This is a genomic window from Collinsella sp. 1033st1_E11_1033SCRN_220408, assembly GCF_039062465.1.
Classification (GTDB): Bacteria; Actinomycetota; Coriobacteriia; order Coriobacteriales; family Atopobiaceae; genus Parolsenella.
On sequence record NZ_JBCLNF010000003.1, the window covers coordinates 89,252 to 110,289 of the forward strand.

At 64.4% G+C, this 21,038-nt stretch carries 17 protein-coding genes and 1 riboswitch; of the genes, 7 read left to right on the top strand and 10 right to left on the bottom strand.

What is annotated here, in order from left to right:
- Positions 1-4: 4 nt before the first annotated feature.
- The 4 genes from ABCN07_RS04030 to ABCN07_RS04045 all read right to left on the bottom strand — a co-directional run bounded on the left by ABCN07_RS04030 (position 5) and on the right by ABCN07_RS04045 (position 3,497).
- The gene (locus ABCN07_RS04030; RefSeq protein WP_343005478.1) at positions 5-1,048 is read right to left on the bottom strand and encodes an ABC transporter substrate-binding protein; all 1,044 of its coding nucleotides are present in this window, start codon (positions 1,046-1,048) and stop codon (positions 5-7) included.
- Positions 1,048-1,737 carry an ABC transporter permease gene (locus ABCN07_RS04035; protein ID WP_293835125.1) on the bottom strand — a complete coding sequence of 230 codons (690 nt, stop codon included), beginning with the start codon at positions 1,735-1,737 and terminating at the stop codon, positions 1,048-1,050. Before ABCN07_RS04035 ends, ABCN07_RS04030 begins: the two co-directional genes overlap by 1 nt.
- A 228-nt stretch (positions 1,738-1,965) precedes the next feature.
- Complete coding sequence (locus tag ABCN07_RS04040; RefSeq protein ID WP_293815834.1) at positions 1,966-2,274, bottom strand: thiamine-binding protein; 309 nt, start codon at positions 2,272-2,274, stop codon at positions 1,966-1,968.
- 90 nt (positions 2,275-2,364) lie between these two features.
- A riboswitch (TPP riboswitch) is annotated at positions 2,365-2,473 on the bottom strand.
- Positions 2,474-2,651: 178 nt separating this feature from the next.
- A complete protein-coding gene (locus tag ABCN07_RS04045; RefSeq protein ID WP_343005479.1) occupies positions 2,652-3,497 on the bottom strand; it encodes a hypothetical protein in 846 nt (281 codons plus the stop codon).
- Between the two features lie 324 nt (positions 3,498-3,821).
- Here ABCN07_RS04045 and ABCN07_RS04050 point away from each other — a divergent pair, with 324 nt between their 5' ends.
- On the top strand, positions 3,822-4,829 hold the full coding sequence (locus ABCN07_RS04050) for a hypothetical protein (RefSeq protein WP_343005481.1): 1,008 nt from the start codon (positions 3,822-3,824) through the stop codon (positions 4,827-4,829).
- A gap of 205 nt (positions 4,830-5,034) precedes the next feature.
- On the opposite strand, the gene ABCN07_RS04055 is transcribed toward ABCN07_RS04050, so the two are convergent.
- Positions 5,035-5,901 carry a hypothetical protein gene (locus ABCN07_RS04055; protein WP_343005482.1) on the bottom strand — a complete coding sequence of 289 codons (867 nt, stop codon included), beginning with the start codon at positions 5,899-5,901 and terminating at the stop codon, positions 5,035-5,037.
- A gap of 241 nt (positions 5,902-6,142) precedes the next feature.
- Here ABCN07_RS04055 and ABCN07_RS04060 point away from each other — a divergent pair, with 241 nt between their 5' ends.
- The gene (locus tag ABCN07_RS04060; protein ID WP_343005483.1) at positions 6,143-7,267 is read left to right on the top strand and encodes a hypothetical protein; all 1,125 of its coding nucleotides are present in this window, start codon (positions 6,143-6,145) and stop codon (positions 7,265-7,267) included.
- 33 nt (positions 7,268-7,300) lie between these two features.
- On the opposite strand, the gene ABCN07_RS04065 is transcribed toward ABCN07_RS04060, so the two are convergent.
- The 5 genes from ABCN07_RS04065 to ABCN07_RS04085 form a co-directional block, all read right to left on the bottom strand.
- The gene (locus tag ABCN07_RS04065; protein ID WP_343005484.1) at positions 7,301-8,257 is read right to left on the bottom strand and encodes an isoaspartyl peptidase/L-asparaginase; all 957 of its coding nucleotides are present in this window, start codon (positions 8,255-8,257) and stop codon (positions 7,301-7,303) included.
- A 76-nt stretch (positions 8,258-8,333) separates the two neighbouring features.
- On the bottom strand, positions 8,334-12,131 hold the full coding sequence (gene dnaE, locus ABCN07_RS04070; RefSeq protein ID WP_343005485.1) for a DNA polymerase III subunit alpha: 3,798 nt from the start codon (positions 12,129-12,131) through the stop codon (positions 8,334-8,336).
- 347 nt (positions 12,132-12,478) lie between these two features.
- Complete coding sequence (locus tag ABCN07_RS04075) at positions 12,479-13,477, bottom strand: 2-keto-3-deoxygluconate permease (RefSeq protein ID WP_343005486.1); 999 nt, start codon at positions 13,475-13,477, stop codon at positions 12,479-12,481.
- Between the two features lie 102 nt (positions 13,478-13,579).
- On the bottom strand, positions 13,580-14,329 hold the full coding sequence (locus tag ABCN07_RS04080) for an SDR family NAD(P)-dependent oxidoreductase (RefSeq protein WP_343005487.1): 750 nt from the start codon (positions 14,327-14,329) through the stop codon (positions 13,580-13,582).
- Between the two features lie 328 nt (positions 14,330-14,657).
- Positions 14,658-15,605 carry a bile acid:sodium symporter family protein gene (locus ABCN07_RS04085; protein ID WP_343005489.1) on the bottom strand — a complete coding sequence of 316 codons (948 nt, stop codon included), beginning with the start codon at positions 15,603-15,605 and terminating at the stop codon, positions 14,658-14,660.
- Positions 15,606-15,886: 281 nt separating this feature from the next.
- On the opposite strand from ABCN07_RS04085, the gene sufC reads away from it, so the two are divergent.
- From sufC to sufU, 5 genes are all read left to right on the top strand, one after another.
- Positions 15,887-16,657 carry a Fe-S cluster assembly ATPase SufC gene (gene sufC, locus ABCN07_RS04090; protein WP_343005490.1) on the top strand — a complete coding sequence of 257 codons (771 nt, stop codon included), beginning with the start codon at positions 15,887-15,889 and terminating at the stop codon, positions 16,655-16,657.
- 117 nt (positions 16,658-16,774) lie between these two features.
- Positions 16,775-18,145: a Fe-S cluster assembly protein SufB gene (gene sufB, locus ABCN07_RS04095; RefSeq protein WP_343005580.1), complete on the top strand. Its 1,371-nt coding sequence runs from the start codon at positions 16,775-16,777 to the stop codon at positions 18,143-18,145.
- The gene (locus ABCN07_RS04100; RefSeq protein ID WP_343005491.1) at positions 18,146-19,297 is read left to right on the top strand and encodes a SufD family Fe-S cluster assembly protein; all 1,152 of its coding nucleotides are present in this window, start codon (positions 18,146-18,148) and stop codon (positions 19,295-19,297) included.
- Between the two features lie 2 nt (positions 19,298-19,299).
- Positions 19,300-20,532, top strand: coding sequence for a SufS family cysteine desulfurase (locus ABCN07_RS04105; protein WP_343005492.1), 1,233 nt, complete (start codon positions 19,300-19,302; stop codon positions 20,530-20,532).
- Entirely contained in the window at positions 20,525-21,037 is a 513-nt protein-coding gene (gene sufU, locus ABCN07_RS04110) for a Fe-S cluster assembly sulfur transfer protein SufU (RefSeq protein ID WP_343005493.1), read from the top strand. The genes ABCN07_RS04105 and sufU overlap by 8 nt, the downstream gene beginning before the upstream one ends.
- The last annotated feature ends 1 nt before the right edge of the window (position 21,038 follow it).

Below are 21,038 nucleotides of genomic sequence, written 5' to 3' on the forward strand. Positions count from 1 at the left end.
CACCCTACTGCTCCAGGTAGTCCATGCTGAAGCCGCCGTTGACGTCGAGCGCGACGGGCGTGAGCTGGTTGTCGTTCATCCAGGTGTAGAACTTGGCCCAGCGCTCGGAGTCGATGATGCCCCAGCTGGAGGCATCGGCGGTGTACTGGTCGGCGAGGTACTCGGCGCTGGCCTTCGCGAGGTCCGCGTCGGTCTCGGGGGCGGCGTCGACGAGGATCTGGGCAGCCTCGTCCGGATTCGTCACGCAGAACTCGTAGCCCTTCTTCGTGGCACGAAGGAACGCCTTGGCGACCTCGGGGCTGTTGGCGAGGAAGTCGTTATTGGCGATGATGACCGGAGTGTAGTAGTCGAAGACGGAGTCGATGCTACGGAAGGACCAGTAGTCGCAGGCGAGGTCCTGGAGCTTGGCGTTCTGCAGGCCCCAGCCCTCGTAGCCCCACACGCAGTCGAACTGGTTGGACTTCAGGCCGCTGACCTCGTCACCGGAGGGAACGAGCTGGACCTTGGAGAAGTCGCCGCCGTCGGTCTCGACGACGCTCTTGACCATGGCCTTCTCGACGTCCTGGTCCCAGGTGCCGTAGCGCTTGCCCTCCATGCCGCGCGGGCGGTCGATGCCCTCGCCGGCGCGACTCATGATGCCGGAGGTGTTGTGCTGGATGGTCGCGGCGACGGCCGTCACGGGCAGTGGGTCGTCAGAGCCGAGGTAGTTGGCCATGACGTCCTGATAACCCATGCCAAACTGGGCCTTGCCGGTGCCCACGAGAGCGTCGGCGCCATCCTCGGGCGGCTGGACGACCTCGACGTCGAGGCCCTCGTCGGCATAGAAGCCCTTGGCGATGGCCACGTAGACGCCGGAGTGGTTGGTGTTGGGCGTGTAGTCGAGCACGAACGTGAGCTTGGTGGCGTCACCCGCGGCGGCGGTGGAGGCAGCGGCGGTGTCGGCGGCGTTCTGGCCACCACAAGCGGTGAGGCCGGCAAAGGCGACGGCGGAGGTGGCGATCCCGGCACCCGCCACGAACTCGCAGCGGGAGATGGAGGACTTGGTCATTACTGATTCTTCCTTTCTGCCCTGTCCCACGGCATACATGCCTTGCGAAGCACGGAGACGAGCCCCATGAGCAACAGGGAAAGGGCCGAGATGATGAGGATGACGGCAAACATCTTGTCGTACGAATAGGACTTGCGAACACGCGTCATGTAGACGCCAAGGCCCACGAAGCCGCCGAGCCACTCGGAGACCACGGCACCCACCACGGCATACGTCGCGCTGATCTTGAGGCCCGCGAAGAAGCTCTCCGCAGCGGCGGGCAGCTTCGCGTACCAGAAGATTTGGGCGCGCGTCGCGTTCATAGTGCGCATGAGATCGATGACGTCCGGATCGACGCTGCGGAAGCCGCTTGCAAGCGACACGGTGACGGGGAAGAACGTCCCCAACACGACAAGCAGCACCTTTGGCATCAACCCGTAGCCAAACCACAGCACGAGAAGCGGGGCGATGGCCACGGTGGGAATGGTCTGCGAGATGGTAACGATCGGGTCGAGCGCACGATAGACGGCCTCGAAACGGTCCATGAGGACGGCGACGACGAAGCCCACGGCAACGCCTAGAACGAGGCCGAGAAGTGCCTCGGCAATCGTGACGCCCGAATGGCTCACGAGCAGCGGGAGATCGGCCACGAGCGCCTGGACGACCTGCACCGGGCTCGGCAGCAGGTAGGTGGGAACGAGGCCCGCCATGCAGACGAGCTGCCACAACACGAGAAGCGCGGCGACCGTCAGCACCGGCGCGACCCAGCGTGCCCGAGGGTGCGCGGCCCCGTTGCCCGCATCGACCCGAACGGCTGTGGCGCCCTTCGTGGCCGCAAGGCCCGCAGCGGCGCTTTTCGTCGAGCTGCCGTTCGCGCGGCTTCCCGTCGAGGCGTCCCCGGTAGCCACGTCCTTGTCCTTCGAGCGCGAGACCATGGGCTAGTTCTCGTCCTGGTGGTACTTGCCGACCTTCTTCTCGGTGGAGAGGACGGCGCCATTCGGCTTGTAGTCGATCTTGGCGTAGGTCATGACCTGGCCGCAGCCAGCCTCGGCCGCCACGAGCTGGCAGCGCTTGAGGACCTCCATGCAGGTGTCATAGTCGCCCTCGATGGCGGTCTCGAACGGGCCGACGTACGGGTTCACGTCGTACTTCTGGATCTCCTCGATGACGGCGTCGACCACGCGGATGACCTCGTCGTCGTTGGCGGCGTCCATCGGCAGGACCTGAATCGCAACGCTACATTCCATGCAAACCTCGCTTTCCGCGAGGGTCCGAGCTCGCCGGGCGGCGCACCGCCAAACGAATCGGGGCCCTCGCCATTGGCGGGAGCCCCGTACATATCGCACGTATTGGTTCCCTACGCTGGCATTACCCAGATCAGGTTTTAGGTCAGGGCCGCAATCCTAGGCCCAATCTCAGCCGGCATGCGCCAGCCCCCCGTTACGGCACGAATAATAGCACGCCTCGGTTGCGATGGCACTCGTTTGCCTTCGCTACACACATCGCCAAATGAAGACGTGGCGCATCACCGTGCCGCGCGCGTCGGCGAGTGGCGACAGAAGGTGCCCCGCGGCGAGCTTCGCCACGCGACGTGCCCATCATCGCCGCCTGGCGCAATCCCACATCAGCACCAGTAGATGGGATTTCCGGTTTCCACCGACGCAACGAGAAGAGACCGTATCCTCTCCGCGGTGTAGTAACGACCCTCATACATGAACGGAGCCTCCCGTGGTTCAACCCAGAATTCCCTAGACACCTTGGGCGCATCATACGGGCCGACGGAATTCGTGATACGGAAGCTCTCACCGGTTTCGGAAAGGAACACCGTCATCGGTTGGTCTCCGTTTTCATAGACGGGGCCCACCGGCTCCTGTCTGAATCTACGGCTCACATACTCGCTACCGCCCACAATGAAATGGATGCTGTCTCCAACCATCCATATTTGGTAGCAGGGCGACATCGTCATTGGGTATGAACCGCAATCCGCAGACGTCCAGAGAGGCTCTTCTGAGTCATCACACATCAAGGCATGGAAAACGAGGGTCTTGGCCCTTTCCACTAAGTCATCGATTTCTTTGATTGCGCTGGACGCCAAGGCGACAGGATAGCTACCCCCGTTTCCATTCGGGATTAATTGGGAAAGGGCTGGATAGCGTTCTCCTCCGCCAAGTTCCTCGACAATGGATTGGAACTTGCGCACCCCAGGCCAATTAGATACCCACTCAGATAGATACTCACCGTCTTCGTGCTCGCAGGCGTGGAGGGTCCAGGAGTGAAAAGCGTCATCTAGCTTTCCATACAGCTCAATGTACCTAGAATAGCCAAGCTCCTCGCAATACCTATCAAGCCTGCGAGAACAGATATAGCCCTCCTCGTCTCGATAGAGGTCATCCATGCGGAATGGCTCAGGCGGACGAGAAATGCGCCCCTCTTCGAAGCAATTGCAAGGCACAAAGGCATCAAGTCCCATTCTTCTCCCTTTTTCGCGGGCTATCAAAGAGAGAGTAAAACCACTTGTGGACACTAATTGGCCCAGAGCGACCAGCATTCATTTTGGTGTCCAACGGAACCAAAGACAGGCCCGCGGGAGCTCCGGCGGCGATGCCATGCGTCACTCACGCCACCCTCGCACCATCCCGCACTCCGAGCCTTGTCGTCTCCGCGTCGCCCTCGTTTCGCACCGTCGCGCATCTTGCGAATTCGTGAGGATTACTTCACATGGGCGGGACCCGCTGACAATCCGGGTACGTATTCCCTACAGCAAAAAACGAAGGAACGCAGGAAGCGAACGTGCATGGCTCAGTCTAATGATCGCAACACGAAGGGCGGACTCTTCGACGATTTCTCGCTCTCGACCGTCATTGCAAGCGGTCTAGCAGCAGGAACATCATTTGCTCTCTCCTCGCAGATTGGCCTCGCTGGCTCGCTTATCGGTGTCGTCATAGGCGGTCTCGCATCCGCCGCGGCGTCACAGATCTACAAGTCCATCCTCAAGGCCTCGGCGGAGAAGCTCTCGTCGAATGATGGCGAGACGAGCTCCGTCGCCATCGACGGCCAGGCTCCCCATGACGATAGCGATTCGACGCGCGTCGTAGACAGCACCCGCATCACCGATAGGACGCGCTTCGTAGACAGCGCCCGCTTTGCCGACAAGACGCGCGCCCTTGACAACTCGCACGACGATGCCCTCAAGCGCGGAGCTTCCGGCGCCGACGCGACCATCCCCAGCCAACCGCGCGCGGCGTCGGTCTCAGGCAGCAGCCACATCAAGGAATACGCCGAGACGGGCACGCCCATCGCGCCGGTAGCCATACGTGCCGCCGCCCACCGACGCGAGCGCGACGTCATACGCCGTAGAGCGACCATATTCATGGCCGCGGCATCCATCATCGCGGTGCTCGTCTTCGCGCTCGTCGTCAGCATCGCGACCAAGGGCGAGGGCATCGGCAGCTCCACCACCATCGTGGTCGAAGCGCCACAGACGACGCAGGCCGCCACCGGGACCGCTACGACGCACAAGCACCCCGCCACGACCGAGGGGGCAAACGCCAGCCTGCAAGGTGGATCGAGCAGCAACCGGGACGAGGGTATGAGCTCGTCTTCCCCCTCAACGTCCGGTTCCTCGTCAAACCCCTCGAATGGTGGCTCGAACGACGGCAGCGCCTCGGACTCCAGTTCCAGCAAGCCCGAAAGCGATACCTCCAACTCCGGCTCCGCTTCGGACTCGATTCACTCGAATGGCACGGCTAACGCCAACGGCTCGGGCGACACGGCAAGCGGATCCGGCAGTTCTGCGAAGTAGATTCCGGCAGCGAATCAGCCCCTATGCAGCAGCCACCAGCAGCTAAGGCTCGCTTTGGCGCGCCCAGCGTCGAGACGGCACGCTGAGGCACCGGCTCCGAGGCACTCAGTAAGCGGCTTGCCAATCCAGGGAAACGCGCTCGATAACCGACCTCCAAGCAGGGATGGGCACTCGGTAACCGACTCGTCAATCAAGGACGAGGCACTTAGAAGATCGGCTCGTCGATGATCGCTCTGGCCCTCTCCTGGCCCTCGATGGCCTCCTCGAGGCGCTTGCGGTAGTAGGTCTGGCCGTTATCGATATCGATGCGAAGGCCAATCTCCGCCTGCTGGAAGAGTTGGAGGGCGCGCATGGGGTCGCACTTGACACCCGCAGACTCGCAGTCCTCGGATAGAAGCAGCTGGGCGATCCTGATGGCGGGCTGGGCAATCTCGACGATGTCCTCCGCAAGATCGAGGCTGCGGCTCCAGAGCTGATAGGCCTTGGCCATATCGCGCTCGACGAACTTGCCGCGACTGTACATGTCGCCGAGCTTGTACGCCGCCTCGCTGGAATCAGCAAGCGCGGCAGCAAGGGCGTAGTACTGGTATGCCTTCTGATAATCACGCTCGCCGGTGCGGCCATACTCCCAGATGTAACCGAGATTGATGATGGACTGATAACAGCCGTGGTTCATCGCCATCTCATAGAGCTCCGCCGCCTTGGCATAATCCTGCTCGACAAGCTCGCCCATGTAGTAGAGGGCACCAAGGTCATTCATGCAGGCAGCGTCACCGCGCGAGATGCCCATCTTGTAGCCGATGACGAGAAGCTTCGACACGTCGTCGCTATCCGCTGCGGCCACGCAAATGCGCTGGTGGTTCCGCGCGACGAAGGCCACGAACGCTCCGGGCTCGCCCGAGAATGCCGCCTCCCCCATCTCCTGAAGGAGAGCATCGACATCCACGCAAGGCCCGCCATCAAGCAGGCGCTCAATGGCGCCACGCTCATCAGCCGTTAGCTCGACATTCGCAATCCTTGCAGCGCGCATCTCCTCTTCAAGCGTCGCTGCGTACTTGCTCTCATCCACCATGGCTTCCTCCAACGGGGCCGTGTTCCATCGAAGATGAGTCCATTATAAGAAGGCTTTCGGACATTAATGGGAGTCCAACGCGAACGGCAAAAGCACTGCTACAAGCGGCCACGCGGACGTGCCGAGTTTCGCGCACACGCGAGCTAGCTGGTACGATAAGCCAAGCGTGACTGATAAGTGACAGCCGCGGGCACGCGAGAGACCCCGGTGCCGCGCGGCGCGACCACGACCGAGGAGCACCATGGCACCCCTCAGCGAGAACGAGAAGAAGCAGATCCGACGCTACTGCATCTACCCCAAGGTCGCCCTCGTGGCGCTCGTCATGGCATTCGTGACGTGCCTCATGCTGGTCCCCCTCGAAATGATCGATGACCTAGTCTTCCATCACAAGGGCTTCCAGGACACGGGGCTCAACGTCATCCTCGCGCTTGTCGCCGTCAACCTCGTGGCCTTCTGCTTCTGGACCCTCCGCCCGAAGTTTGGCATGCGCGGCAAGCAGTGGCGCGCGCTACAGGAGAGGCTCGCCGCCTCGCGGCAGGAGACTGACCGCTCGGCACAGGTCGCTGCCGCCATAGGCGCGCAGGCAGCAGGGCGGCTGCTTAGCGACAGCGATTCCGACCTGGCAAAAGGCCTGGGCGGAGTCGCGCAGGTTGCCGGTGCCGTGGGCACCGTGCTGACCGTGGCGGACATCCTGTCGGAGACCTCGGCCAACGCCGAGGCGATGGCCGGCGCCTACGGCGTGCCCGTCCCGAACGTCAGGAGATGGAGGGTCGCGCTCGTGGTGCTGCCCATCGTCATCGCCATCGGGGCGTACGTCCCGCAGTACGCGCAGGCGAGTCGCGAGCTCGACGCGCGCGTTGCCAGCGCCGCCGAGCGGATTGGCATCGCACGAGATGCGCTGACGGGCACCTGCGCCCGCGTCACGGCGGACGATCCCCGCGAGCGCTACAAGGACTACGGCTACCACGTGATTGGCTACCTGCGCGAGTCCGAGGACGGCGTCCAGGAATCCTACGTCTACCTCGACTTTGACGACGAGGGCACGCTCACCGACGTCAGTTATTGCACGGAGGTCGACGTGAGCACCACGCTCGAGGAGAGCCTCGACCAGGCCATGCGCGACATCGCGGAGCTCGGCGCGGCGCTCGATGGGCTTGACGTGCCCGCCTCGAACGCAGGCCTGCTCGCGGAGCCGCGGGTACCGGACGATTTCCGCGAGGCGTTCCTCGCCGGCTCGCCCTACGAGAGCATTCGCACCTACTCGGACGACGGTCCCGTCAAGGCGTCATGCTCCTTCGACACAGAGCCTGAGGAGGAGTTTGACCAGTACACGCACCCGAGCATTCGGGTCTCGCTTCGGACCTGAAAAAGGGACTGTCCCTTTTTCAGGTTTTGCTGCCTATACGTGGGCGGCGCGCATGTCTCCCTGGGCCCAGGCGTAGTTCATCTGCGTCCTCGCCGTACGGCCGATCACACCCGCGCCCTTGGCGGGGACGACGATGACGCCGCCGTTGCCTCCCCTGCCGTCCACGGCGGAGAGCATCGCCTCGGCAGCCTCACTCGGGGTCTCGCCCGCAAGCGCGACGCGCGCGTGAATCTGGTACGCCGAGGACTCCTGGATGAACTTCTCCCCCGTTCCGGTGCAGCTCACGGCCACGCTGCCTTGGTTCGCATAGGTTCCGGCGCCGATGACGGGCGAGTCTCCCACGCGACCAGGCATCTGGCCCGTGATGCCGCCAGTTGACGTGCCCGCGGCGATGCGCCCGTTGACGTCACGCGCCACGGCACCCACCGTGCCATGGCGCGTCGCGGAGTCGTCGCAGCCCGCCGACGCACGGGCACGGAATTCCTCGAGCTCGGCGAGGCGACGCTCGGTCACGAAGTAGGAGTTGTCAACCTGTTCGATTCCCCACTCCTCGAGCTGGGAAGCCGTGGGCTGGGAGAAGAGCACGTGCGGCGTGCGCTCCATAACCGCGCGAGCGACGTCGATGGGGTGCTTCGCCGTCGTGAGGCCGCAGGCGGCGCCGCAGGAGCCATCGCCAAGCATGAGGCTGCTATCGAGGGCGGCCGTGCCGTCTAGCGTGAGCGCGGCGCCGTGGGCACAGTTGAAGCAGGGGGCATCTTCCATGACGTGGATGGCCGCGATGACGGCCTCCTCGGCAGGCGCACCAGCCGCGAGCTGGGCATATCCCGCCTCAACCGCGCGAGCGAGGGCAGCTTCGGTCTCTGCTGCCCGCTCGGGCGTCATCTCGTGGAGGCGCCTGCCCGCGCCGCCGTGAATGACAAGCAGCGGGCCATCTCCGCCAACCTCAATGACATCCGGCATCTCGACCGATTCGACTACCTGCGCCTTCATGGCTCCCCTTCCGTCTGTCGTCACGTGAATGATAGCCGTCCCGCCGCTGCGGGAGAGCCACGCGCCGGCCGTTTGCCTACGAGACCGTCGCGGTTCCCTTGTCCCTCAGGAGGTCCTGGACGCGCGCCATGAGCATGACGTTCTTCGCGTCGACGCGGCACGGCACCTCCATGCGAAGGCGGTCACCCGACTCGCTCACGACGAACAGCTCGACGCGGTCAAAGCCCTGGTGCAGGCTGAGAACCTTCTGCAGCTGCTCGAGCATGCTACGCGACAACGCGCTCGGCTCGAGCATGATCTCGAGGACCTTGGGCTTGTTGGTCTTCTCGGATAGCTCGAGCGGTTCGACGGCCGTCGCGAGGAACTGGTCACCGCGGTCGCTGCGGTCGATGCGGCCGAGGACGCGCACGAACACGTCGCCCGTCTGCTCGCCCGTCTGCTCATCGGTCTGGCCGGCGAGGACCGCGGCGCTCTTCTTGTACGCCTTCGGGAAGACGACGACGTCAAGCTCGTTCTCCATGTCCTCGAGCTGGACGATGGCCATCGGGTCGCCGTTCTTCGTCGTGCGCTTCTGCATGCCCGACACCATGCCAGCAACCCAGAAGGGCTTCTCGCCACCGACGTCCACATGGCGCACCTCGCCCGTGACGCTGGTCTTTTCGTAGCCGTTCAGCACCTCGCCCAGCGTGTAGTCGCGCGCCTTGGAAAGCGCGTACTCATACGGGCGCAGCGGGTGGTCAGAAATGTAGAGGCCGAGAACCTCGCGCTCCTGCGCGAGCTTGAGCGTACGATCCCACTCGACGGGGCTCGGCTCGGGCGCCTCGTCCTCGAAACCAGCTCCCTCGACGTCGCCAAACAGGTCGAACATCGAGCTCTGACCAGCGGCGCGATCCTTCTGGCGCTTCGTCGCGGCATCGATGATGTTGGCCGGGTTGTTCTTGTCGACGAACTCCATGAGCTGGCGGCGCGGGTATCCCGTCGAGTCGAAGGCGCCGCCCTTGATGAGGGCTTCGATGACGCGGCGGTTGCACGTGCCGGTATCCACGCGGTCCACCAGGTCATGCAGGTTCTTGAAGTTGCCTCCGCGCTCGCGCTCCTCGATGATGAGGTCCGCGACGCCCTCGCCCACGCCACGAATGCCGGCGAGGCCGAAGCGCACGCCCTCCTTCGTGGCCGTGAACTCCTTACCAGACTCGTTGATGTCAGGCGGCAGCACCTGGATGCCGTCGTGGCGACACGCGGAGACGTAGTGGACGATCTTATCCGTCTTGCCCGTATAGCTCGTGAGAACCGCGGCCATGTACTCGTTGGGATAGTGCGCCTTGAGCCAGGCCGTCTGCATGACGAGGATGGCATAGCCCGCGGAGTGCGACTTGTTGAACGCGTAGGACGCGAACTCGAGAACGTCGTCCCAGATGCGCTGGGCGACCTCGCGCTTGTAGCCGTTCTTGACCGCACCGTTCATCCAGTGGTCATACGTCGTCTCATCCGAGCCGTCCTCCCAGTGAAGGATGGTCGAGGTCAGGAGCTTGATCTTCTTCTTGGCCACGGGCTTACGGATGCGGGAGTCAGACTCGCCCTTGGAGAATCCGCACATCTCGACGGAGATGAGCATGACCTGCTCCTGGTAGACCATGGTGCCGTAGGTCTCGCCGAGGATGTCATCGAGGCGCGGGTCATAGGAGACCGCGGGCTCCTTGCCGTTCATGCGGTTGATGTAGGACGAGACCATGCCTGCGCCAAGGGGGCCCGGGCGGTACAGGGCGATAAGTGCCACCACGTGCTTGTACTCGGTGGGCTTCATGTTCTTGATGGTGGCCGTCATGCCCGAGGACTCGACCTGGAAGACGCCGGCCGTGTGGCCCGACCCCATGAGCTCGAAGATCTTCGGGTCATCGAAGGGAATCTCCGCCTCGTTGATGTCGATGCCGTAGTTGGCCTTGATGTTCGCCTTGGCCTTCGAGATGACCGTGAGCGTGCGCAGACCCAGGAAGTCCATCTTGAGCAGGCCCATGTCCGCGACGGTGTGGCCCTCGTACTGGGTGATCTCGACGCCACCCTTGGTGTCGAGCTTCGTAGGGCAGTGCTCGTTGACGGGGTCACGGCAGATGAGGACCGCGCACGCGTGCACGCCCTCGCCGCGGATCATACCCTCGAGCGACAGCGCCGCATCGATGATGCGGTGGGCGTCCGGATCAGAGTTGTAGGCGTCGACGAAGTCCTGCGAATACTGGTCCTCACGGCCCTCGACCTTGTTCATCGTTGCCTTGAGCGTGGCGTTGGGCGCGGCGCTGATCATCTTGGAGAGGCGCTGGCCCATGTAGACCGGGAAGTCGAGGACGCGTGCGGCGTCGTTGACTGCCTGCTTGGCCTTGATGGTGGAGTAGGTGATGACGTGCGTGACCTTCTCGGGGCCGTAGAGCTGACGCACGTGCTCGACGACCTCGAGGCGACGCTCATCGTCGAAGTCCATATCGATATCGGGCATCTCGGTACGCTGCGGGGAGAGGAACCTCTCGAACATCAGGCCGTTCTCGAGCGGGTCGAACGCCGTGATGTTCATGGCATAGGCGACGATAGCGCCCGCCGCCGAGCCACGGCCCGGGCCGACGCCGATGCCGTTGTCCTTGGCCCACTGCACGTACTCCGCCACGATCAGGAAGTACGCGGCGAAGCCCTTGTCGCAGATGACCTTGTACTCGTACTCGAAGCGCTCCTTGATGTTCACGCCATTGATCTCGCGCGTGGCCCAGTCGTCGCCGTAGTGCTGGCGCAGGCCCTTCTCGCACTCGCGACGGAACTGGCTCTCGTGAGTCTCGCCGGGGTCGAGCAGCGGGAAGCGCGGGAGGATGATCTGGTCCCAGTCGAGCTCGACGTTGCACTTGTCCGCCAGCTCGAGGGTGTTCTCACAGGCCTCCGGGCACCAGGAGAAGAGGTCGCGCATCTCCTCCTCGCTCTTCATGTAGAACTCGCTGCCCTCCATGCGCATGCGGTTCTCGTCGTCGATCTTCGAGTTCATGCCGATGCACATCATGAGGTCCTGCGTGGGGGCGTCCTCACGCGTGAGGTAGTGGAAGTCATTCGTAGCGATGACCTTGAGGTCGAGCGAATGGGCAAGCTCCACCAGCTGTTCGTCGAGCAGGCGGTCCGTCATGCCGTTCTCGAAGGTCAGGCCATGGTCCTGAATCTCGATGTAGAAGTCGCCGGGAGCAAAGATCTCCTTGAAGGTGCGAGCCCACTTGAGTGCCTCGTCCGGCTGGCCGCGCAGGATGGAGCGTGGGATGATGCCCGAGACGCACGCCGCCGTGGCGATGATGCCCTCGGAGTGCGCGCGCAGCATCTCAAGCGTCGTGCGCGGCTTGTAGTAGAAGCCGCGCACGGCCGCGTCGCTCATCATCTGCATGAGGTTGACGTAGCCCGTCTGGTTCTTGGCGATGAGGATCATGTGGTAGAGCTCGGGCTTGTGGTCGCGCGAGAGGGAGTCATCCGGCGTGAAGTAGGCCTCGCAGCCAAAGATGGGCTTCACGAGCGGGCGCGGCTTCACCTCGTCGAGATCGCGGCCGGCCTCGTGCGCGGCGACGTCGATCTGCCACTGTGCGTATGCCTCAGGCTCCTTCTCCGCGTCAGGCTCCACGATCTCGCGGCCCTTTGCGTAGTTCTCCTTGTCATGGAACCACTGCTGCCAATCCGCCTGCTGGTGGTTGTACTTGGCGCACTCGAGGTCGAGGTCAGGCACGCCATACATATAGCCGTGATCCGTGATGGCGACGGCAGGCATCTTGAGGTCGACCGCACGCTTCACCATCGCGGAGACGCGCGTGGCACCGTCGAGCATCGAGTAGTCGGTGTGGTTATGGAGATGTACGAACGCCATTTCGCTCCCTCTGCGACGGCCCGCGGAGGCACCGTCGCCGCATAGTCTCTCGCCAAGATTTCACGACTCTGAGGATAGCGCACGTTCCGGACACCCTTTCGGCCGTCGGCACGCTTCATCCCTCTCCCACGCCATGTTCGGGGATTGACAACGCCCGCCCCGCGGGGGCTGACAAAGGGAGTTGACAAAGGGACAGTCCCTTTGTCAACTTTTGCCGGCCGCCCCACCGCACGCGAGCCGCCCACGTCGAGCCGCGAGACGAGAGAGGCCGCCGCATCCCTGGGGATACGGCGACCTCTCGACTCTCGCGCACTAAAAGCGAGCGCTACCCTTACGCGGCGGCAACCTTACGCGGCTGCACCGGCATCGGCGGCCTTCTCGGCCTTCTCGGCGTTGAAGTGCTTGTAGCACCAGCTGGTGACGATCGGCGTCAGGATGGCGGTCACGATGGCGCACGCGGCGACCTGGGCGGTGGCAACGGCAAGGACGTCTCCGCCATAGAGGGCCTCGTCGGTCGCGGCCATGGCGGCAGGCGTGGCGACGTTGGCACCAGCGCAGCTCGAGATCGCGGCACCGGCGACACCGGTACCACCCGTCAGACGGTCGATGAAGACGGCGGGGATGGCGAAGACGACGGAGCACAGGACGCCAAGCAGGATGCCAGGCAGGCCACCAGCGACGAGCTGGCCAAACGTCATGGTGCTGCCCATGGCGAAGAACGTCAGGACGATGACGCCGGTCAGTGCGGGAGCCATCATCTTCTTGAAGCTCGGGAAGACGTTGCCGAGGATGATGCCCACGACGATAGGCAGGATAGCGCCCACGAGGGACCAGCCGATGGAAGCCTGGCCGGCGGCGCCCAGAACGATCATCGTGACGGGCGGGCCCACGACGAGCGTCGTGATGGCGACGGCGCCACGCTCCGCCTCGTTACCCATCGAACCCATCAGGCCGGCGTACATGGCGTTGTTGGCGCCGGTGCAGGCCGCAAGGATGACCATCGCGGACAGGCCGAGGAAGTTGTTGCCCGTGAACAGGACGATCAGCGCCACGGCGATGACGACTACCTGCTTGGCGATGATGATGATCGCACCGCGAGCGGCGGCGGCAGGAGCGCTCTTGAACGAGATCGTGGTGCCCACGATGAGGAGGAACGCGCCAACGAGCGGGCTGACGCCATTCTGCGTCATGCCCAGCGTGAAGCTGCCGAGCGTCTTGAACATCTCGGGGAACAGCGTGTTGAGCAGACAGCCCAACAGAAGCGGCACCAGGATCGTGGCGCCGGGGATGGAGGACATCTTGAAGAAGGGCTTCTTCTCCTCCACCACAGCAGTGGAATCACTCATTGGAAAAACTCGCTTTCGAGACTCGAGAAAAAACGGAGCGCGCGGGCCGGGAGCTATCCGGCACCGCGCGCTTTACGAACGCAATCGCGCGCGTTGCGGGAATTACCCGTCGAGGACGATGCCGCCGTCGCAGTCGCCGATCTCGCCGTTGACGAAGCTCGCGGCGTCAGAGGCGAAGAACAGGACCATCTGCGCGGGCTCGCTGGCCTGGGCGGCGCGGCCCAGAGGAATGCCGGCGATGATGCGCTGGGAGTTCTCGTCGGAGAGGATCGAGGTCATGTCGGTGAGGGTGAGCGACGGGCAGACGGCGTTGCAGCGGATGCCGAACTTGCCGCCCTCCTTGGCGACCGCCTTGGTGAGGCCGTTGACGCCGGCCTTGGAGCTGGCATAGGCCGCGGTGCCGAGAAGGCCACCACCAATCTTGCCGGCGACGGAGGAGACGTTGACGATGGTGCCGGCGTGAGCGGCCTTGAAGTGCGGGTAGACCGCGGACATCATCGTGAAGACACCGTTGAGGTTGATGTTGATCGTACGGGTCCACTCAGCATCGTCGATCTCGTCGAACTTCTTGGTGGAGATGACGCCGGCGCAGTTGATGAGCGTGTTGACGCCCGGCACCTCGGCGAAGATCTTCTCAACGGTCTCGCGAGCCTTGGGCGTGTCGGAGACGTCGAGCTGATAGAAGTAGTTGCCCTCGCCGAGCTTGGCGACGGCAGCCTCTCCCTTGTCCTTGCTGCGGGCGATCAGGATGACGTGGCCGCCGCCCTCTACGATGCCCTTCGCGATCTCGTAGCCGATGCCCTGGGTGCCACCGGTCACAATCGCGGTCTTGCCAGTGAAGTCGAAGACCATGGTTTCTCCCTCTTTGGATTCTTGCGCGTCGTGGGCGGCGGAAGCCCCCTCCCGGGGCTCGCGGCGTGCCTTGTCGAGTGCACAATAGGCGCGAATTGTTGCAAGCGAATCTCGATAGTCGAGAACTTTGCGAGCGGTACTTATTTTTACGCGAACGGCAAACGGTAGCCACTCATCCGTGAACGGTATGACTTGACCACGTATTTCGATACATTTTGTGCTCGCATTATGGAGAGACAGCCTCTAACCTGCTACGAAAAACCTGCAAAAGGGACAGTCCCTTTTGCAGGTTTCAGGTTGAAAAGTTGACAAAGGGACTGTCCCTTTGTCAACTTTTGAGGAGCTTGCGCTCCATGAGGGAGCCGTAGATGCCGGCGAGGGCCTGCTGGAAGAGGGTGCCCATCATGACCGGGAAGACGACCTCGCCCGGGAAGAACTGCGCCGCGATTACGGCGCCGGCGGAGATGTTGCGGATGCCCACGCAAAAGCACGAGGTCACAAGCCTCGAAGTGGGCCTCTTGCGCACCAGCGCCAGCCCGATACCCAGCGCGAAGCCGCACGCAGCGAAGACGAGGATGAAGGCCGCGACCTCCACGAGTTCCGGCGTGAGGTGACGCACCTGGTCGCTCATCTGTGAGGAGTTGCTCGCGATGATGATCATGAGCAGCACCTTCACGGCGGGAGACAGGGCGGGTGACAGCTTCTTGTGGCCCCAGCCATAGGTCACGTTGTTCACGAGCATGCCGGCGATGGCAGGCAATGCGATCATGAACGCCATGTTGCTCATCATCTGCGGCACGTCAACCTGGACGTCCGCCCCCAGCAGCAGCTTGAGCGTGAAGGGAATGCTCACGGGCGAGAGCACGGTGGAGACGAGGATCGACGCGAGCGCCAGCGAGAGGTCGCCTTCATACATGCCGCACCACATGAAGCACACCACACCAACGGGCACGCAATACTCGAGCGTGACGCCAGTCACGAGGTTGGGGTTTCCGCTGAACAGCAAACTCGCGATGAGATGCGCCACGACGGGCATCGCGATCATGCTCACGCCGAGGATGCACAGCACGTCCTTGGGGTGGCGGAACTGCACGGCCACGCTCTTGAAGTCGTTGTTCAGAGACCCCTGGAACGTCAGGAGCGCGAACATCGCGGGGACCGCAGGCTTGGCCAGGCCAAACACCCCGGGAAACAGCACGCCAAGAATCACGCACGTAGGCGCGATGAACGACATGTGCGAGCCGATCGCCTTGCCAAACTTGGTCCATCTATCCATGCAATAGTCCCATCTCGGAAATGTGGCGGCACCACGCACGTGACGGCACCACGCACGGTGACCCCGTCCGGAAGCGCGGCTGCTCCACGCGCGGCGACCCCGTCCGGAAGTGCGGCAATCGCACTGCGAAGAAGCAGGGTCCCCTCTACGAAGATGCCGCAGCCTCGTTTTCAAAGATAACCCTCCACATCGCCGGTATTTTCAGGCGAATAGGTGCTAATCCCACTTTCTATGGGGTATTATCTCTGAGGCTGTTTTGACAGGCAAGGTTAGGAAATCAAATGGAACACCTCCTTAACATCCGTGGCGTGAGCGCGAGCGCGGACGACAAGCCCATCCTCCACGGCGTTAACCTCGCGGTTAACGCCGGCGAGTGCCACGTCCTCATGGGACCGAACGGCGCCGGCAAGTCGACCCTCGGCCACGTCATCATGGGCGACCCCACCTACCGCACCACCTCCGGCACGATCGAGTTCGCCGGCGAGAACATCACGGACCTCTCGCCCGACAAGCGCTCGCTCGCAGGCCTCTTCCTCTCCTACCAGGCACCGGTCGAGATTCCGGGCGTGCCCCTGTACAGTTTCCTTCGCACCATCTGCCAGAAGCGCCCCGAGCTCAAGATGACGGCCAAGCAGTTCCGCCGCCGCGTCGGCGAGCTCTGCGACGAGCTCGACATGGACTCCTCCTACCTCACCCGCGAGCTCAACGTGGGCTTCTCCGGTGGCGAGAAGAAGAAGGTCGAGATGCTCCAGCTGCTGCTCCTGCAGCCCAAGCTCGCCATCCTCGACGAGACGGACTCCGGTCTCGACGTCGACGCCCTCTCCGTCGTCTCGCGCGGCATCACCGCCTACCGCGAGCAGTGCGACGGCGCCCTCCTCATCATCACGCACAACACGCGCATCCTCGAGCGCGTCGAAGTCGACCGCACCCACGTCATGGTGAAGGGCCACCTCGTCGCCGAGGGCGGCCCGGACCTCATCGCCCAGATCGACGCCAACGGCTTCGAGAGCTACGAGGCCAAAGAGGCCGCCGTCGAGCAGGCGGAGGCGTAGCGCATGTTGACCGAGGACAAGGCCCCCGTGGCCCCCGTCGACGTCACCGAGACCGGCTCCGTTCCCGGGGCCGCCCCCGAGCGCAAGCGCGCCGAGGTCGCCGACGTCGACCGCAGCATGTATGACTTCGTGAAGCCCGAGACCGGCTACGAGCGCTTCGCCGACGGCCTCTCCGGCGACATCGTCGAGGAGATCAGCCGCAAGAAGGACGAGCCCGAGTGGATGCTCCAGATGCGCCTCAAGGCCCTCGAGACCTACGAGCGCATGGAGATGCCCAAGAACTGGGGCCCGGCCATCGGCGGCCTCGACATGAGCACCATCTCTACCTACGTCGCGAGCGGCTCCAAGCAGGCCGACTCCTGGGACGAAGTCCCGGACGACATCAAGGACACCTTCGAGCGCCTCGGCATTCCCGAGGCGGAGCGCACGAGCCTCGCCGGCGTGGGCGCCCAGTATGACTCGGAGATCGTCTATCACAACATGAAGGACGAGGTGGCAAAGTCCGGCGTGGTCTACACCACGGTGGAGGACGCCATGCACTCCGGCTATGAGGACATGATCCGCGAGCACTTCGGTACCCTCATCCCCATGACGGACCACAAGTTCGCGGCGCTCCACTATGCCGTCTGGAGCGGCGGCTCGTTCGTCTACGTGCCCGCCGGCGTGAAGCTCGACTTCCCGCTCCAGAGCTACTTCCGCCTGAACGCCGCGGGAGCCGGCCAGTTCGAGCACACCCTCATCATCGTTGAGCCCGGCGCTGACCTGCACTTTATTGAGGGCTGCTCCGCGCCTAAGTACAACGTGGCCAACCTCCACGCAGGTGCCGTGGAGCTCTTCGTGGGCAAGGGCGCGCGCCTGCGCTACTCCACGATCGAGAACTGGTCCAAGAACATGTACAACCTCAACACGAAGCGCGTGCGCGTGGAGGAGGACGGCAAGGTCGAGTGGGTCTCCGGCTCGTTCGGCAGCCACGTCTCCTACCTCTACCCCAGCTCGCTGCTCGTGGGGCCGCGCGCGAGCTGCGAGTTCACCGGCATCACCTTCGCCGGTGCCACGCAGAACCTCGACACGGGCTGCAAGGTGACCCTCGCCGCGCCCGACACGCGTGCCTCGGTCGACACCAAGTCGCTCTCCAAGGGCGGCGGCATCTCGACCTTCCGCAGCTCCGTCGTGGTGACGAAGAAGGCCGAGCGCGCCCGCGCCTCCGTGAGCTGCAGCTCGCTCATGCTCGATGACATCAGCCGCTCTGACACCATCCCCGCGATGGACGTCCGCTGCGCCTCCGCGAACGTCGGCCACGAGGCCACGATCGGCCGCATCTCTGACGACACGATCATGTACCTCATGAGCCGCGGCTGCTCCGAGCAGGAGGCTCGCACGATGGTCGTCAACGGCTTTGCCGACCCAGTCTCGAAGGAGCTGCCGCTCGAGTACGCCGTCGAGATGAACAACCTTATCAAGCTCGAGATGGAAGGGGCGATTGGTTAGATGGCGCACACCCTCACCGGCGTTGGCCTCACGCCCGCCCAGACCTGGAACTGGCTCAAGACGAACGACACCACCCTCGTCGTTCCCGAGCCGCCCGCCGCAGACCCCATGGCGGAGGTCCCCGCCGCCGCCCGCCGCATCACCTGCGGCGCCGGCGCCGAGGCGACCCAGTGGCTCGACGCCTCCGCAACCGACCGCCGCACCATCGTCGTGCCCGCCGACACCACCGGCGAGCGCATCTCTGTCAAGGTCGACACCTCGCTCGGCAGCGTCGCGCAGACGAGCGTCTTCGTGCGCCCCGGCGCCGAGGCGTTCGTAGACGTCGTAGCCGCAGACGGCCTCGGTGCCGCGCCCAAGGCCCGCGACGAGCGCGCCCACGCCGAGGACAACGAAGCTGCCGCACGCGAGGGCGACACCCCCGTCGAGCGCGGCGACGCCCCCGTCACGAGTGGCCACGCCCTGCGCATCCACGCGGAGCAGGGCAGCCACGTCCACGTGACGCTCCTCGTCGCCGCCACCACAGGCGAGCAGTATATCGACAGCCTTGGCATCGTCGCCGATGACCGCGCGGAGGTCGCCGTCCGCCAGTACGTGATCGGCGCCGCGACCACCGCCCTCGGTTCCACGATCGACCTTGCCGGAGACCGCTCCCGCCTCGACCTCTCGCTTCGCTACCTCGCGGGCGCGGGAGAGAAGCTCGACCTCGCCTACACCGTTCCCGTGAGGGGCGTCAAGGCACGCGCGAACCTCGACATGACGGGCGTCCTCTCGGATGACGCCAAGAAGGCCCTGCGTGCCACGATCGACCTCGTCAACGGCTGCAAGGGAGCCAAGGCCTCCGAGCAGGAGACCGTCCTCGTCTGCGGCGACGACGTCGTGAACAAGACGCTCCCCACCATCCTGTGCGACGAGGACGACGTCGAGGGCTCCCACGGCGCCGCCATCGGCACCGTGAGCCCCGAGCAGCTCGCCTACCTGAGCGACCGTGGCCTTACCGAGGACGAGGCGGAGGGTCTCTTCCGCCGCGCCATCGTCGACGACGCCGCGATCGCCCTTCCTGGCGACGCTCCCGCAGCCGTCATCTCCTGGGCCGAGCGTGCGCTCGGTGCCCAGACGGCAGCAGAGATTCGTGACATGATCGAGGAGGCCTAACCATGGCAAACGTGACCGACATCCAGGCGAGCCCCTTCAAGGCGGACTTCCCCCTGCTTGCCAACAACCCCGAGCTCGTGTTCCTCGACTCCGCCGCCACCGCACAGCGCCCGGCTGCCGTGCTCGACGCGGAGCGCAGCTTCTACGAGACGATGAACGCCAACCCACTCCGCGGCCTCTACAAGCTCTCCGTCGACGCGACGGCGGCCATCGACCAGGCCCGCGCCAAGGTCGCGGCCTTCGTGGGCGCCGATGACCCAGCGGAGGTCATCTTCACTCGCAACGCCAGCGAGTCGCTCAACCTCATCGCCAAGACCCTCGGCCCCACCGTCCTGCACGAGGGCGACGAGGTCTGCATCTCCATCATGGAGCACCACTCCAACCTCATCCCCTGGCAGCAGGTCTGCCGCGCCTCCGGCGCCAAGCTCGTCTTCCTGCGCCCGGACGACCAGGGCGTCATCGGCCCCGAGGAGATCGCCTCCAAGATTGGCCCGAAGACCAAGATCGTCTCCGTCACGCACGTCTCCAACGTGCTGGGCGTCGAGAACCCCATCCGCGCCATCGCCGACGCCGGCCACGCCCAGGGAGCCATCGTCATCGCCGACGGCGCCCAGTCGCTGCCGCACGTCCTCGTCGACGTGAAGGAGCTCGGCGTCGACGCCTTCGCCTTCTCCGCCCACAAGCTCGGCGGCCCGATGGGCATCGGCGGCCTCTGGGCCCACCGCGAGCTGCTCGAGTCCCTCCCACCGTTCCTCACCGGCGGCGAGATGATCGACTCCGTGACCGAGGACGGTGCCGTCTGGGCGCCCATCCCGGAGAAGTTCGAGGCCGGCACCCAGGACGCCGCGGGCATCTACGCCACCGGTGTCGCCATCGACTACATCCTCGAGCACGGTCGCACCGAGCTCGAGGAGCGCGAGCGCGAGCTTGCCGCCTACCTGTGCGAGAAGCTCCAGGCTCTCCCCTACATCAAGATCGTCGGCCCGGATGACCCGCGCGCCCACATCGGCGCGGTCTCCTTCATGGTCGACGGCATCCACCCGCACGACGTCTCGAGCCTGCTCGACACCAAGAACATCGCCATCCGCGCCGGCCACCACTGCGCCCAGCCCCTCCTCACCTGGATGGGCATCGAGAGCTGCTGCCGCGCCTCCGTGGGCTTCTACAACGACAAGACAGACGTCGACCGCCTCGTCGAGGGCCTCGACTTCGTCTGGGGGGTCTTCAATGGCTAACGTCTACAGCCGCGCGCTCATGGACCACGTGAGCAATCCTGACTACAAGTACAAGATGGAGGACGCCACCTACAGCCACGAGGGCATCAACCCCAGCTGCGGTGACGACCTCGTCCTCGACGTCCGCCTCGGCGACGACGGCAAGATCGCCGAGGTCTCCTGGACGGGCAGCGGCTGCGCCGTCTCCCAGGGCTCCGCCGACATGATGAGCGATCTTATGGTTGGCGAGACGCCTGAGCACGCACGCGAGCTCTGCCACCTCTTCGGCCGCATGATCCGCGGCGAGGAGACGGACGCCTCCGTCCTCGAAGAGCTTGACGAGGCCGCCGAGCTCGAGAGCATCTCCCACATGCCCGCGCGCGTGAAGTGCGCCGAGCTCGCCTGGCGTACGCTCGACGAGATGCTCGGCCACCCCGATAAGCTCGGCGAGGCAGCCTCCACCGAGGACGGCACGGACGAGCACGGCAACCCCCTCTCCGCCGATGCGCGCGGAGACGAGGAGTAGC